This is a genomic window from Butyrivibrio sp. Su6, from assembly GCF_900108105.1.
Lineage (GTDB): Bacteria > Bacillota > Clostridia > Lachnospirales > Lachnospiraceae > Butyrivibrio.
Genome location: NZ_FNUR01000001.1, coordinates 172,004 through 187,170, shown reverse-complemented (window position 1 = coordinate 187,170; position 15,167 = coordinate 172,004). Strand labels below are relative to the sequence as shown.

Sequence of the window (15,167 nt, the reverse complement as noted above, 5' to 3'; positions counted from 1 at the left end):
ACTAATGTACGTATTTTTGCATATATTAAAAGTAATTGTTATCATTGTTTTAATTCTCTTTGTTGTAACATTTGGAGTTTATATCTTTAATCTTGATATGAAACTAACTGCCGCCATTTATCCATGGCTTCAAAAACACTACGACAAAATTGACAGAGATCAGCATTTATAATAAAAAAGAGATAGAAAAAAGCCTTCCACCTCCAAAGGTGAAAGGCTTTTTTTATGAATATAACAACTTATCAATCGGAATATCATGCACATCGTAAGGAACATCGTCAACAAGCTGCTCAGTAAATGCAAGCGCTGCAGATCTGATACCAGGAAACCTAAAAAGAAATCTGTCATAATATCCACCCTTATACCCTATCCTATTGCCTCTTTTATCAAAAGCAACCCCCGGAACTACTACAAGAGTTTTTTCTATTGGTCCATCAAATATAACTGAATCGTCAAGAATCTGCGGCTCTCTGATTCCCATGTAGCCTTCCTTTAAATCCAATATGCTTTTTATTTGGATGAACTCCATAATTCCTTCCTGCCTGTTCATGCACTTTGGGCAAAAGACCTTTTTACCATCCTTCAAAGCTCTGTCAATTATGCCATCTGTTATGACTTCGCTTTTCATAGAAGCATAGATCAAAAGATTCTCTGAAGCATTATAGTCTTCAAGCGCAAAAAGCTTTTCAGAAATTAAGCTGCTTTTTTCCAAAAGATTCTTTGGTGAGATCTGATTTCTTTTATCCAGGACCTCTTTTCGTATCCTGTCTTTTTCCTTAACTATTTCTTTTTGCATAACTCTTGATTGCTACGAGAATAATAGCGAAATAAATAAAGCCAATACATGCTGTGATAAACTGCACTGCTGAAAATGTGTACTGGAACACAGGCATTTTCTGGCGAAGTGGTGACTGCTCAGGAATAAATGTAGGTAATAGCCATAAGGAAATTGTTACGCCCATAAAAGCTGCCTTTAAAAGTGCACATAAAACTGCCTTTAGAATAAACATAAGGCTAAATCTTCCATCAAGTTTTAAATCATTTAGATCTCCCTTTAAGAGATAATTCATAGCTACTACAAGTACCACATTTCCAAGCATGATAAATGGAATTATGCCCGGTACTACCATCATTACAGGCGATGCCGCTATAAAGTAAGCTGTTATCGGAGTAATAACAGATAAGGCGATCGCACATGGCAAATTAACAAGTGAAGCTGCCAATAGAAGGCACGCATTTATAACCGGCCCTGTAATAAAAACACTTAAAGATTTGAAGATCTGACTTATAAGACAGATTGCCAAAAGAATCGCCGTTATCGCAATCTGCTTTGTCCCAAAAGAATTACTTTTTTTCATTTTTTACATATCCTCCCTGCCACATATTCTGCTATTTTCATTCCGTCCATCGCTGCAGACATTATGCCACCTGCATAGCCCGCACCTTCGCCACAGGGAAAAAGCCCCTTCACATTGACAGATTCCCCGTTTTCCCCCCTGACTATCCTGACTGGAGACGACGTTCTGGACTCCACTCCTGATACAAGAGCATATTCGCTGTTGTATCCTTTTATCATTCGTCCAAATTTTTCCATACCTTGGACAAAAGCATTATTTAAATCATCCGGAAGAATATCATGCACGTTTGCAAATACATAATCTCCTTTCATGGATGGAGTGTTTTCTATAAGTTTAAAATCTTTCTGAACCTGAGTCAATGTAGCATCCTCATTAGCCAAATCTGACGCACCTGATACAGCTTCTTTAAACTTCCCATAGTACTCAACAGGAATCTTACCATTTCCGGCTTTATAGGCCTTTTCTTCAAGACCTCGCTGAAACTCTACCCCGGATAATACATCATCACTGCCAAAATCTTTGGGATCAACTGTAATAATAATTGCAGAGTTGGCATTTTTACTGTCACGCCTGCTATAACTCATTCCATTTACAGCCAGCCTCCCTTTCTCAGACGAAGCATTAACGACAAAGCCTCCGGGACACATGCAAAAAGAATAAACTCCCCTTCCGGAATCTGTAGTTGTCGTAAGCTTATATGGCGCAGGCTCCAAGGCCTTTGGTTCCGCTATTTTATACTGCGAATAATTGATAAGTGCTTGAGGATGCTCAACTCTGAATCCTACAGCAAAAGGCTTAGGGTTCATCTCTACATTCTTATCCTTAAGCATATAAAAAGTATCACGGGCACTGTGCCCAATTGCAAGAACAGCTTCGCTGCAAGGGATACATTCATCACCAACTTTGAGAGCTTTTATCTCACTGTCTTTTGAAACCTCAATCTCATCGACCTTTGATTCAAACCTTACTTCGCCGCCCCATTTTATGATATTGTTTCTCATGTTCTTAACAACATCTCTTAATATATCAGTACCTATATGTGGTTTGGCATCATATAAAATATCTATGGGAGCGCCATTTTCTACAAAAATCTTAAGTGCAGCTCTTCCTCTGCCATCCTTATCTTTGACCATGGTATTAAGTTTACCATCAGAAAAAGTTCCTGCTCCGCCTTCTCCAAACTGAACATTGGTGGTTTCGTCAAGCTCTCCGCTCTTCCAAAAATGTTCAACGATTTCTGTTCTTTTATCTACGTCAGAACCTCTTTCAAGAATAAGTGGCTTAAATCCGTTCTTTGCAAGTACATATCCGCAAAAAAGTCCTGCAGGCCCCGCACCTATAATAACAGGCCTAAGGTCTTCCTCCTTGCCATGCTGATACACATAAGGAAATGCATATCGTACAGGTTCAATTATAGAAACATCCTTATTCCTGCATTTCTTTACGACACCTTCTTCACTATTATTTTTCAAAGAAACATCGACAATATAAATATGATAAATCTCAGGCTTTTTTCTGGCATCAATCGAATGCCTGATAATTTCAAAGGATTCCATATCATCCACAGAAACTCGCAGTATCTTTGCAACCTTTGCCTTTAAGACATCATTTATTGTATCGTAATCATAGCTCTTATTCTCGTCATGAATTATCTTAATCTGGTTAATTCTTATCATTTATATTTTCCTATAATCATATCATCCAAAACACAAAATCTTTGCACAGCCAAAACTATATCGATGCCACAGTTCCTGCGATGCTGCCTGATGTAAAGGCCCATTGAAGATTGTAGCCTCCACATCTTCCATCAACATCAACAAGCTCTCCAACGACAAATATTCCGTCATGGGATGTTGTGGTCATATCATCCCTCACATCACCAAGACTTACACCGCCTGATGTAACCTGGGACTGCAAATATCCATAATTGGAATCAAGTTTTATCTTATAATTCCTGTAACTATCAAGTATACTAAGAACCATGCTCTCAGATATATTCTTCATTTTCATGGATCTGCCCATTTTCATCTTTTTAATGATCATATCTGTAATGAAGCTATTATGAAATCCTGTTAAAAAGTCAGAAAGTGTTCTTTCATCACGTAGTCTTAGCATCTCTTTTTCCAGGGATACATAATCGTCCTCATCATAATCAGGGAAAAAGTTTACTACAGCTGTTATAGGTTTCTTTTCTTCTAATAATCTTACAACTTTAGAACTTGCCTGCATTACAGGAATTCCTGAGATGCCATCTTTGGTTATCTGAAGCTCACCATATTCTTTTGCAACAACTTCTGTTCCAAGTAAAAATGAAATCTCGGCAAGACTTCTAACACCACCTTCAGGCATTATCTCCTCAGGATCTGCCTTAAATCCGACAAGAGCAGGATAAGTATCTTTAATAGTAAGTCCAAGCTTTTTACATATATAATATCCATCTCCGGTAGACATAGTGGTTTTTGGTCCGGATAAAGAGCCTGTGGCGATAATAACCCTGTCGGCCTCATAAAATGTGTTATTTGTAATAACGCGATACTTTCTTTCCTGTCCCCCTGTAATGGGTTCAACCGATTTTAGCTGCTCACCAAATATTACATTGATCCCGAGCCTTTTTATCTCATTTTCAAAAGCCTGAACAACGCTCTGAGCCTGCCCTGATAAAGGATATAAATATCCATCTTCGCTTTTTACAACTATTCCAAGTGATTTAAAAAAGCTTATAACATCCAAAACTCCATAGACAGAAAGCCACTGCTTCATTCTCTTTTCGGCAGCAGCATTATACATTTTCTCATTCATGTTAAGATTGGAAATATTGCATCTGCCATTTCCAGTCATAGAGAGCTTTTTGCCAAGCTGATTATTCTTTTCAATTATGGTCACTGACGCACCATTTCTGGCAGCATATATAGCGGCACACATTCCTGATGCACCACCACCGGCTACAATTATTCTTCTATCCAATTTTAATCCTCTAAACTTTTTTGAACTCCAAAATTACCGGCCAGCATCATAAATACATTTCCCAAAGGAATCCTGCTTATTTCTTTTGCTGTAAGTCCCCTGAAGATGATCATAAGTACAATATAAAGAACTGAATATAAAAGAAGTGCAATAACCAAAGTCAAAATATCTCCTATCAGATTCAGGAAGATCACATTGATTATAAAAGCAAGAAGTCCTGCAATTGCAGAACACAAAAGCGGCACTCCTACAGTCCTTATTATTTCCTGTCTGTATTTGAGCATCTTGCAAAGCAAGAGATAGCAAACAATGTCATACAGAACAAATGAAACAATAAGCGATATAAGGATTCCATATGCTCCCATATTTGCAAAAATAACTAAAACAAACATCATAACAACATGAAGTATCCATGAAAGCAAAATTGAAACAAGCGCAAGTATTGCTTTTCCCATATGATTTAACAGCCATGAAAAGAAAACTGCTATAGGCGCAAAAACAATTAACAGGCTCCCCAATTCAATAAGATAATTTGAAAGATCATTATTCTTACCAAATACAGCAATCTCAACCGTTTTTGCCATAACAAATATGAAGACCATACAAGGCACAGACAAAGCAAAAAAACTATGCGCTAAAGACTTCAATCTGTCTTTTGCACCTGTTATCTCATCTCTCTCGATACGCGCCATTATTCTGTTCCACATCTTAATAAATGGAACGATACCCAAAATAACAAATACAGAAATAAGGCTTAGCACGCGTCCTGCGTATACTCCGTAGTTAAGGATATAATCTCCCTCCGCAGCAATACGTTTTTGATGTATAACATAAAAAACAATATCAAAAAGGATCACCAGTGCAGGTGTAACATATAAAGGAATTATTGATCTTATGGTAATAAGGACATCATTCTTATTATCAAGGTATCTTGGTGCTCCCTGCTTTACAATTTCTTTTATCTCATTTTTCCTGAGCACAAAGCTTACAACAATTTGAATAAAGCCTGCTATAACACCAATAAGTATTCCGATCATCATTCCTGTTGAGCCATAAACGCTGCTGAGCTCATTAACATGGAAAAGATTATTAACCTTAAGTCCATAGTTATAAAGAACTGCAGATATTATAGTTCCTGATACAAGAGCACACACTGCAATAAGCACATCAGAAATAACTATTGGTTTTGTATAGCCCAGTCCCTGAAGGTAACCTCTTAGGACGCCCTGTATTGACATAAATAAAGCACATACAGCAACTATAATGCAATGAAACAAAGATCTTGTAGACCCAAATAGAATTTCTGAGCAATAATAACTGCTAATTAAAAGCACTGCAAATACTATCAGGCCACAGAATGCAAAAATTCTAAAAGACCTTACCATATTGGTCTGTGCATTTAAATACTGTGACCTTCTGGCCCTGAGCCTTACCATGATCCAAACTGACTTTTGAACAGCAAGAATAAATGCCAGGTACAGAATATAGAAAATAACCATAGGCCCTGCAACAAAGCCGGCTCCCTTGTCCCCATAGATCCTAAGGGTTATGATCTCATAAATCATCATTATAAGAACGGAAAAGAAAAACATTGATGTAATAACATCCGGTCTTATTCTTTTTTCCTCAAAATACTGCTTCATACTTCTGCTCCCAAAATATCAGTCCCTTGTAATTCCAAGTGCCTCTAAAACTTCTCTCTGTTTATTTTCCATCACAGCAGCTTCATCCTCTTCCATATGATCATAGCCGCATAAATGAAGCATACTGTGTGCTATCAGAAATGCAAATTCCCTCTTCTCGCTATGGCCATATTCTTTGGCCTGCTCTCTTACCCTGTTCTCATTGACAACAATGTCCCCAAACATAATATTGCCCGTATCAGGATTCAAAAGGTCTATATTCTGTTCCCCATCCATTACAGAAAAATCACCGGGGATCTCATAACTAACATTAGGAAAAGAAAGAACATCAGTAGGTCTGTCAATTTCCCTGAATTCATTATTCATCTCCCTAATGCCTTCATCATCAGTAATTATAAGACTTATCTCAACTTCATGATCGCACCCCTCTGTCTCAAGAACCTTAGCGGCTACAAGACTTGCAATCTCTTCTATATCAAAATCGAATTTTGCGTCTACTTCATTATCTACGTAAAAAACCATAGTATAGTTTCTCCTTCTTAAGGATTTTCCTCATTTCATTAAGTTCCCTAAAGGTAACATCATAAGCGTTAAGCTCACCGTTCTCTATTTTTTTATCTATTATTCCATCAATCAGATGATCATAATCAATATTCACATTAGGGTCTTTTTTTATAAGCAGCATTATGGTTGCAATAACTGTTTCCGATAATTGCACCGTTAAAGCTTCTTTAGATCTTATTGATGCTTTTGAAGGCACCATATATTCACGCAAAAACTCTATAGCTTCAAGAGGAAAGCTGTTTTCTGTATAATAATGTGAAACATCCTCATAGTCCATCTTCCCCTCAAGAATTCCTATCCTGTGGTAATAAGAGCATGACTTAACCGCTCTCGCATTAAAGCCAAGTCCCATAGCGATCCTCTCGGAGAGGTAAGCTGTGTGGATAGCCCTGTAATACTCATCAGGATCCTTCTCTTTTAGTGCCTGCAAAAGAGAAAATTCAGGGTCATTGATCTCCATATACATGTCATTGGACTTTCGGATAACATAGACACCAAACATATTAAGAAATATCAAAAGTATCAGAAGATTTAACATGAGATTAAGGATTGGCAATAAAAGAACCTTAATTCCCAGAGTTCTGTTCTGAAACAGAACATTAAATGCCACAAGTAAGACTGCCTGCATGGTCAAAGATATAAATGTAGGAAAAGCTATCTTTGTGTTCTCATTAAGATCCCTGAAAACAGCAATAGCAACAGCACCTGCAAGCACATACATGAAAAGCTCTGAATAGCTGCCATTCTCTTCAAGCATTACTGTCAGGATCACAAAACTGGTGCCTGATATCATTCCTATCTCATTATTTGAAAAAAGGGCCAATATCACAAAAAATGACATATATGGCCAAAACTGATCAGGAACAAGTGACAGCACGCAGGAAAGAATAAGAGTTATAACATATGCAATTACAAATCTTATTTTTTTATCATAATTATCATATGAAAAACCGCTCTTTCCTCTACCGGCAGCATCTAAAAGCATAAAAATAGTTGTTCCTGACATTATAAGAGAAACTATCACGTTCCGTAAAATTGCTTCATAGCTTTTACTAAGTATAAAGGAAAATAAGCCCACTAATAAGCCGGTAAGTATAAACATACCAGCATATAACAACTCAATTTTATTGAAAGACAGTTCTTTCTTTTCCATCACTTATGAGACTTCTCCAGTTTTCTAATAGATTTTGTTTTCTGTTTATTTACTGCTTTTTTCTCATAATCCTCATATGCTTTAACTATCTTTTGAACAAGCGGATGTCTTACAACATCATTACTTGTAAGAGTGCAGAATTCAATATCATCAATGCCTTTAAGGACACTCTGAGCCACATCAAGTCCTGACTTAACGTCCGGTGAAAGGTCCTTTTGGCTGGCATCACCAGTGATAATTACCTTTGAGCCAAAGCCGATTCTGGTCAAAAACATCTTCATTTGAGCCGGAGTTGTATTCTGCGCTTCATCAAGAATAATAAATGCATTATCAAGTGTTCTTCCTCTCATATATGCAAGGGGTGCCACTTCAATGAGACCCTTTTCCATATTCTTGATGAAATTCTCTGTTCCCATTATCTGATAGAGCGCATCATACAATGGCCTTAAATATGGATCGACCTTGCTTTGAAGGTCTCCCGGCAAAAATCCAAGCTTTTCGCCAGCCTCAATTGCCGGTCTTGTCAGAATTATACGGCTTACTTCTTCTCTCTGAAAAGCAGTGATCGCCATTGCCATCGCAAGATATGTCTTTCCTGTTCCTGCAGGTCCAAGTCCAAATACGATCATTTTGTTTCGGATCGCATCTATATACTTTTTCTGACCAATTGTCTTGGGCTTTATAGGCTTGCCTGATATAGTATGGCAGATCACATCCTTGTCTATATCTACAAGAACATTTTCGCTATAGCGCGGCTTGGAAGAGCTTTTCTCCTCTTCTTTGAGTGTTATGGCATAATTTATTGACTGTTCCTCTATTCCGCCGCCTCTTCTGTAGAGCTGAACAAGCTCCCTGATGATACTTGCGGCTTTACCGGCGCCTTCTTTATCGCCAATGATATGAAGCTCTCCGTTTCTGTCGATTATCTCAACATGAAAACTGTCCTCAATTTTTCTGATATAGCTATCATTCTCCCCAAAAATCCCTCTCTCATCTTCTGCAGAAAGTGATAATCTAAGTTCTGTAATTTCACTCATATAAAACTAATCCCCAATAAATAATCTTTATTTATGATATGGCTCACCACTTATGATCTTGTAACCCCTGTAGATCTGCTCAAGCAGGATTACTCGCATCATCTGATGAGGGAAAGTCATATCTGAAAAACTAATATGCTGATCAGCAAGATCAAGAACACTTTTATGAAGTCCCAAAGATCCGCCAATAATAAACTGAATATGGTTTATTCCCTTTACTCCCTGACTGTCTATAAACTCAGAAAAGCTCTCTGAAGTGAATTTCTTACCGTTTATGGCAAGTGCACAGACAAAGGCAGAAGGATTGATATTTTTAATTATTCTTTTCCCCTCTTTATCTTTTATCTGCTCTTCAATTGCAGGTGGCGCATTATCAGGAGTCTTTTCATCTGCCACCTCGATTATGTTGAGCTTACAGTATCTGGATAGTCTCTTTGAATATTCAGAAATGGCATCATTCCAGTATTTTTCTTTTATTTTTCCTACACAAATAATTGTTATCTTACTCAAATCTTCAATTAGCCTTTTTTTCGCCTACTATGATACCCGAAACTTTGTTATCCTTTGTGCCTTCCTCGGTCATGTAAACAAAGTCCTTTTCGTCATTCTTGTTCTGAAGAACAGGAATCTTGCCATCTTTATCTAAATGTGTATTTACTACCTGCATCCAAACGCCATCTTCACATGTTCCAAACCACTCTTCTGTGTTCTGGTCTCTATCAACGGTTATGATATACATTTTGCCATCATAGAAGCCCTTATCAAAACTGCCAATAGCATTCTGGACATAAATGTCATCACCATTCATTTTGGTGTAGTCATAGTCATAATGCTCCTGACCATCGCCTGTTGGAAGATCATCTACCCAGCCACCTGTATACATATGCTCAGTAACAACGTAGTTACTATACTCAGGATAGAAATTTATCCATGTACCATTTCCGTTTCTTTTTCCATTTTTCCATTCACCAAAATAGTACTGATCATCTCCATATACAGCAAGACCTGTTCCTTCCGGAAGACCTGAAGAATTAAGATCGCCGTAGTAATAGAAATCAGAAGTACCGGATAGCTTATAAGACATTGCCTCAAATCTTTCAAGATGAGCCAGATCTCTTACAGCCTCAGTATTATTATCTGCCCAATATGTATACATCTCCTTAAGCTGTGCATTAGTATCTACAGCAAGACCTTTGTATACGTTCTTTAAAACAGCTGCCTTAGTTGAATATAAACTGTTTCCGGAAATGTCATTAGTCGAAGATTCTGTCTTTCCTGTCTGTAAATCTATTTCTGTACTACTTCCATCTGCACTTGAGCTATCTTCAGCTGTGCCTGAAGATTCACTACTTGCTTCTTCTGAAGATGCCAAAACACCGGAATCCGTGTTCTGATCCAAAGAACTCTCCAACGAAGCATACTCACTTATGTTCTCGTCAAGAAGTTTTTCATCATTCTTATTTTTACCTGAAAAAGCTAAAAACAGCACTAAAATCAGTAGTATTGCAGCTACTATACCAGATGTAATAGCAACTTTAATTTTTTCATTCTTATCCATAATTATTCTCCAATCCGCAATCCTACTAATTATAGCATAAAACACAAATCTTCCCAAACCTATTAACAAGGCCTGGGAAGATTTTTATTATAAAAAATATATTTATTTACTGCTTTGATGAAAGATATTCATCAATCCCCTTTGCTGCTGCTTTACCAGCGCCCATAGCAAGAATAACTGTTGCAGCACCTGTAACTGCATCACCACCTGCAAAAACGCCCGGCTTTGATGTCTGTCCATTTTCTTCCTGTGCAACAATACACTTTCTGCGATTGATCTCAAGTCCCTCAGTAGTTGATGAGATCAAAGGATTAGGTGATGTTCCAAGAGACATGATGACAGCATCACACTCAATATCAAACTCTGAACCTGGAACTTCAACCGGACTTCTTCTTCCTGACTCATCAGGTTCGCCAAGTTCCATTCTGATACATGTAATACCTGTTACCCAGCCATTTTCATCAGCGTGGATCTCAACAGGATTTGTAAGAAGATCAAAAATGATTCCTTCTTCTTTTGCATGTCCAACTTCCTCTTTTCTTGCAGGAAGCTCTTCTTCGCCACGGCGATATACAACATGTACTTCAGCTCCAAGACGAAGTGCTGTTCTGGCAGCATCCATAGCTACATTACCACCACCAACAACTACACATTTCTTAGGTCTCATTATAGGTGTTCTTGAATTCTCATCAAAAGCCTTCATAAGATTGCTTCTTGTCAGGAATTCATTAGCAGAGAACACACCCATTGCCTGCTCTCCGGGAATATTCATAAATCTTGGAAGGCCTGCTCCTGAACCGATAAATACAGCTTCAAAACCTTCCTTTTCCATAAGTTCATCTATAGTAACTGACTTACCGATAACAACGTCAGTCTCAAGCTTAACGCCTAAAGACTTAACATTTTCAATTTCCTTTTTTACTACAGCAGTCTTTGGAAGACGGAACTCAGGAATACCATATACCAATACACCGCCAGCCTCGTGAAGAGCCTCAAAAATAGTTACATCATAACCCATCTTTGCAAGATCTCCGGCACATGTAAGACCTGAAGGGCCGGAACCTATTACCGCAACCTTCTTGCCTTTCTTTTCTTTTGCACCCTCTGGCTTAATTCCAAGTTCTCTTGCTGTATCAGCTACATATCTCTCAAGCTTACCGATTGATACAGCATCTCCCTTGATTCCTCTGATACATTTTCCTTCACACTGGCTCTCCTGAGGGCAAACACGTCCGCAGACAGCTGGAAGTGCGCTAGACTTACTGATAGTCTGATAAGCTCCTTCCACATCACCTGTTTTTACCTGTGAAATAAATGCAGGAATATCAATTGAAACAGGGCATCCCTGAACACACTGAGGGTTCTTGCAGTTTAAACATCTAAGCGCTTCTTTTTCAGCTTCTTCTTTATTATATCCAAGGCATACTTCCTCAAAATTGGTAGCACGCACTTTTGCATCCTGCTCTCTTACAGGAACTCTAACAAATCCATCCATTGTTGATCTCCTTATTTTTTATTCAAAGGTGTTAATGATATACGGATTGCTCCACTTCGTTCTCGCAATCTTATCATTCACAATTTCCGCATCCACCGTGATGAGTATCACCTTCCTGTGCTTTTAAGAACAATCTGCCTTCTTCTGTCTTATACAGTTTCATACGGTTCATAGCCTGATCGAAATCTACCTTATGTCCGTCAAATTCTGGTCCGTCAACACATGCAAACTGAACCTTTCCATCTACTGTAAGACGACATGCTCCACACATTCCGGTTCCATCAACCATAATAGGGTTCATACTTACGACTGTTGGAATTCCAAGTTCCTGCGTTAATTTGCATACAAATTTCATCATGATCATTGGTCCGATAGCTACGCAGTGATCATACTTATTGCCTTCATCCCAAAGATCCTGCAAAGCCTTTGTAACCATTCCACTTCTTCCATAAGAACCATCATCAGTTGTGATGTGAAGGTTACATACCTCTTTAAATCTGTCCTCAAGGATTACAAGATCCTTGGTTTTTGCACCGATTATAACGTCGCAATCAACACCATGTTCTTTAAGATATTTAGCCTGAGGATAAACAGGGGCTGTACCGACACCACCTGCTATAAATACGATTTTCTTTTTCTTAAGTTCATCTACGCTCATCTCACAGAGGTCAGAAGGTTTGCCAAGTGGTCCAACTACATCTGCAAGTTCATCGCCTGCCTTTAACTTTGAGAGTTTGTATGTTTCAGCTCCAATTGCCTGAGCAACGATCTCAACCGTTCCTTTTTCTCTGTTGTAATCACATATAGTAAGAGGAATTCTCTCACCTTCCTCGTCAACACGAATAATCAGGAACTGGCCGGGTAAACACGCGCTTGCTACGCGTGGAGCTTCAACAATCATTTGATAAATGTTTGTAGTAAGCTCATTTGCCTCTAAAATTTTGAACATAGTCTTCCTCCTACATTAATAAAAATTTACATTGCATCAATGATAAAATAAATTGCTTAAAATTTCAATTAGTAATTTAAATTGGTAAAGCGTTAAAATGCTCACCTGTTAGAAATAGTAATCAGCGTATACTTACCACTCGAATCATATCCAAGTCTGTTAACTGTACCATCATGTGTGTTTACTGCATACATAAGTCCCGTTGGTTTAACTGTTCCGTCATTGGAAACATGATTTTCCACAACAACATAATATTCACCGGCGCCCTGAATTTCAATAACAGAATTGTAAATATATTCGTTATGTCCATCCTGGCCTCTCACCTTACCACTTGTATCCAAAAGGATATCCAGCCTTACCAGTGTATTAACAATACTGTTAACAGCCTGTTCAGTAGAAACAAGCCTTGTATAGATAAGGTGATACTGCCTTTCAACTATCTCACTGCAGTCACCATCCTGATTAAATGCAATAAACTTGAAGACAGAAGTTCCTACAGGCATAGTTATTGGTGAAATATACTGTTTGGACTCAACAGTCGGGTCACTTCCGTCGGTTGTGTAGAAAATAGTACTGCCAGCTTCTGCCACAGCAACTATCATTGTATTCTGATTATATTCACCACTTGGTTCCATTATCTCCGGAGCAGCTGGTGCGCCATGTTCCACGACATAGCTTTGCTCTGTCATCTCACTATAAAGACCGTATTCATTTACACATACAGCCTTTATGTCATACTCACCGCTTTCATCAAGTACGATTGCATTCTCATATGCAATACTGCTGTTATCCGGATTGTCTCCATTTACCGTATAGAAAATGCTACAGTTTTCATCTGCCGTGATTTCAACATTTACAGTGCCTTCATATGTCCCTGATACAGGAACCATCCGGGGTGATGAAGGAATATATTTTTCCCTGAGAGATTTTGTTATATCTGTATCTTTTTCAGTCAAAAGAACTGTCACTTCCTGATAAGCTCCCTCCTGCTTATATATTGAGATTATTCCCTCATAGGCAGAAAGGACTTTTTCATCAGAAAAAGATGAGCTCCCTGTTATCTGTTTAAGTGCATCAACAGCTTCAGCATTCTTGCCGACCTCAAGATAATAATCAGAAAGTCGGAAAATAATGTCTGAATCATCCGGAAATTCCTGATTTCCTTGGGTCAGATAATCTATGGCCTGGTCCATTTCCCCTGAATTTTTTGATTCACCGGCAAGCCTTAGATAATATTTGGGCGACCTGCTGTTATAGCCTGCAAAAGTAACAAAAAGACAGACCACAAGAATTACAGCCAAAGCGCAAACAAGAAATGTAAGCTTTTTCTTTCTGCAGACAGAAAAGAAAGTCATTATCGTCTTTTTGCGCTCAAGCCATTTCTTTTCATCTTTAGTCAGCTCATTTGCAAGACCTGTGAGGCTTTCCTTTATTTTATTTTCTACTTCCGGCTCAAAATCAGGGACAAAGTTAATTTCCGTACCACAATCATCACAGTACATATGCCCTTCTGGAATTTCTTTGCCGCAATTAGGACAGATCATAGGCTCTCTTTCTCGTTATGATTCCATATGCATCAAAGCTGCTTCATAACAGTTATTCATAAGCATTGCTATAGTCATTGGTCCTACACCACCGGGTACAGGAGTGATAGCAGAAGCTATTTCAGATACTTCATCAAATTTCACATCTCCGCAAAGCTTGCCATCTTCACCTCTATTAATACCTACATCTATTACAACTGCACCTTCCTTTACATGATCCTTGGTGATCATGCCGGCTTTTCCAACAGCTGCAATAAGAATATCCGCTCTTTTGCAGACTTCTTCAAGGTTCCTGGTCTTTGAATGAGCAATGGTAACAGTGGCATTTTCTCTCAGCATTAAAAGAGACATTGGTTTGCCTACGATATTTGATCTTCCGACAATTACGCACTCTTTTCCTGCTATATCAATTTTACCATCACAGCCTCTTTTTAAAAGCTGTATTACACCAGCAGGAGTACAGGATACAAATCCCTTCTCTCCAATGCAAAGTGCACCAACATTCATAGGATGAAAACCGTCTACATCTTTTGAAGGTGAAATCGCGTTAATGACAGTTTTCTCGTCAATATGCTTTGGAAGAGGCATCTGAACAAGTATGCCGTCTACATCCTTTCTTCCATTAAGCTCATCAATAAGTTTTAATAATTCATCCTGTGTAGTCTTATCAGGAAGTTCATAAGATAAAGATCTAAAGCCAATGTATTCACATGCTTTTTTCTTATTTCTTACATATACCTGTGAAGCAGGATCCTCTCCTACTAATATTACAGCAAGAGTTACCTCTATTCCCTTTTCTTTTAAAAGAGCTGTCTTTTCTTTTAATTCATCTTTGATCTGGGCAGAAATAAGCTTACCATCAATAATCTGTGCTGCCATATAAATTCCTTTCGTGCTTGTAT

General features: G+C 38.2%; 15 protein-coding genes. 1 reads left to right on the top strand and 14 read right to left on the bottom strand.

Annotated elements, in window-relative coordinates:
* Nucleotides 1-4 precede the first annotated feature (4 nt).
* Nucleotides 5-172 carry a hypothetical protein gene (locus tag C4S54_RS16150; RefSeq protein ID WP_022773165.1) on the top strand — a complete coding sequence of 56 codons (168 nt, stop codon included), beginning with the start codon at nucleotides 5-7 and terminating at the stop codon, nucleotides 170-172.
* 51 nt (nucleotides 173-223) lie between these two features.
* Here C4S54_RS16150 and C4S54_RS00705 read toward each other — a convergent pair whose 3' ends face one another.
* The 14 genes from C4S54_RS00705 to folD all read right to left on the bottom strand — a co-directional run bounded on the left by C4S54_RS00705 (nucleotide 224) and on the right by folD (nucleotide 15,144).
* Nucleotides 224-796 (bottom strand): 5-formyltetrahydrofolate cyclo-ligase, encoded by a 573-nt coding sequence (locus C4S54_RS00705; protein ID WP_103867826.1) that lies wholly within the window; start codon nucleotides 794-796, stop codon nucleotides 224-226.
* Nucleotides 777-1,358 carry an ECF transporter S component gene (locus tag C4S54_RS00700; protein WP_103867825.1) on the bottom strand — a complete coding sequence of 194 codons (582 nt, stop codon included), beginning with the start codon at nucleotides 1,356-1,358 and terminating at the stop codon, nucleotides 777-779. Before C4S54_RS00700 ends, C4S54_RS00705 begins: the two co-directional genes overlap by 20 nt.
* On the bottom strand, nucleotides 1,355-3,034 hold the full coding sequence (locus tag C4S54_RS00695) for an NAD(P)/FAD-dependent oxidoreductase (protein WP_103867824.1): 1,680 nt from the start codon (nucleotides 3,032-3,034) through the stop codon (nucleotides 1,355-1,357). Before C4S54_RS00695 ends, C4S54_RS00700 begins: the two co-directional genes overlap by 4 nt.
* Before the next feature lie 55 nt (nucleotides 3,035-3,089).
* Nucleotides 3,090-4,322 (bottom strand): aminoacetone oxidase family FAD-binding enzyme, encoded by a 1,233-nt coding sequence (locus C4S54_RS00690; RefSeq protein ID WP_103867823.1) that lies wholly within the window; start codon nucleotides 4,320-4,322, stop codon nucleotides 3,090-3,092.
* 2 nt (nucleotides 4,323-4,324) lie between these two features.
* Nucleotides 4,325-5,965: a polysaccharide biosynthesis C-terminal domain-containing protein gene (locus C4S54_RS00685; protein WP_103867822.1), complete on the bottom strand. Its 1,641-nt coding sequence runs from the start codon at nucleotides 5,963-5,965 to the stop codon at nucleotides 4,325-4,327.
* A gap of 18 nt (nucleotides 5,966-5,983) precedes the next feature.
* Nucleotides 5,984-6,487, bottom strand: a complete 504-nt coding sequence (gene ybeY, locus C4S54_RS00680) for an rRNA maturation RNase YbeY (protein WP_103867821.1) — start codon at nucleotides 6,485-6,487, stop codon at nucleotides 5,984-5,986.
* Complete coding sequence (locus C4S54_RS00675) at nucleotides 6,468-7,682, bottom strand: hypothetical protein (protein ID WP_103867820.1); 1,215 nt, start codon at nucleotides 7,680-7,682, stop codon at nucleotides 6,468-6,470. Before C4S54_RS00675 ends, ybeY begins: the two co-directional genes overlap by 20 nt.
* Nucleotides 7,682-8,719: a PhoH family protein gene (locus C4S54_RS00670; RefSeq protein ID WP_022773176.1), complete on the bottom strand. Its 1,038-nt coding sequence runs from the start codon at nucleotides 8,717-8,719 to the stop codon at nucleotides 7,682-7,684. Before C4S54_RS00670 ends, C4S54_RS00675 begins: the two co-directional genes overlap by 1 nt.
* Before the next feature lie 27 nt (nucleotides 8,720-8,746).
* A complete protein-coding gene (gene rlmH, locus C4S54_RS00665; RefSeq protein ID WP_103867819.1) occupies nucleotides 8,747-9,229 on the bottom strand; it encodes a 23S rRNA (pseudouridine(1915)-N(3))-methyltransferase RlmH in 483 nt (160 codons plus the stop codon).
* 4 nt (nucleotides 9,230-9,233) lie between these two features.
* Nucleotides 9,234-10,277 carry a hypothetical protein gene (locus C4S54_RS00660; protein ID WP_103867818.1) on the bottom strand — a complete coding sequence of 348 codons (1,044 nt, stop codon included), beginning with the start codon at nucleotides 10,275-10,277 and terminating at the stop codon, nucleotides 9,234-9,236.
* Between the two features lie 106 nt (nucleotides 10,278-10,383).
* A complete protein-coding gene (gene gltA / locus C4S54_RS00655; RefSeq protein WP_103867817.1) occupies nucleotides 10,384-11,772 on the bottom strand; it encodes an NADPH-dependent glutamate synthase in 1,389 nt (462 codons plus the stop codon).
* 73 nt (nucleotides 11,773-11,845) lie between these two features.
* The gene (locus C4S54_RS00650; RefSeq protein ID WP_103867816.1) at nucleotides 11,846-12,721 is read right to left on the bottom strand and encodes a sulfide/dihydroorotate dehydrogenase-like FAD/NAD-binding protein; all 876 of its coding nucleotides are present in this window, start codon (nucleotides 12,719-12,721) and stop codon (nucleotides 11,846-11,848) included.
* Between the two features lie 101 nt (nucleotides 12,722-12,822).
* Nucleotides 12,823-14,265, bottom strand: coding sequence for a chitobiase/beta-hexosaminidase C-terminal domain-containing protein (locus C4S54_RS00645; protein ID WP_103867815.1), 1,443 nt, complete (start codon nucleotides 14,263-14,265; stop codon nucleotides 12,823-12,825).
* Nucleotides 14,266-14,280: 15 nt separating this feature from the next.
* On the bottom strand, nucleotides 14,281-15,144 hold the full coding sequence (gene folD, locus C4S54_RS00640) for a bifunctional methylenetetrahydrofolate dehydrogenase/methenyltetrahydrofolate cyclohydrolase FolD (protein WP_103867814.1): 864 nt from the start codon (nucleotides 15,142-15,144) through the stop codon (nucleotides 14,281-14,283).
* Between the last annotated feature and the right edge of the window lie 23 nt (nucleotides 15,145-15,167).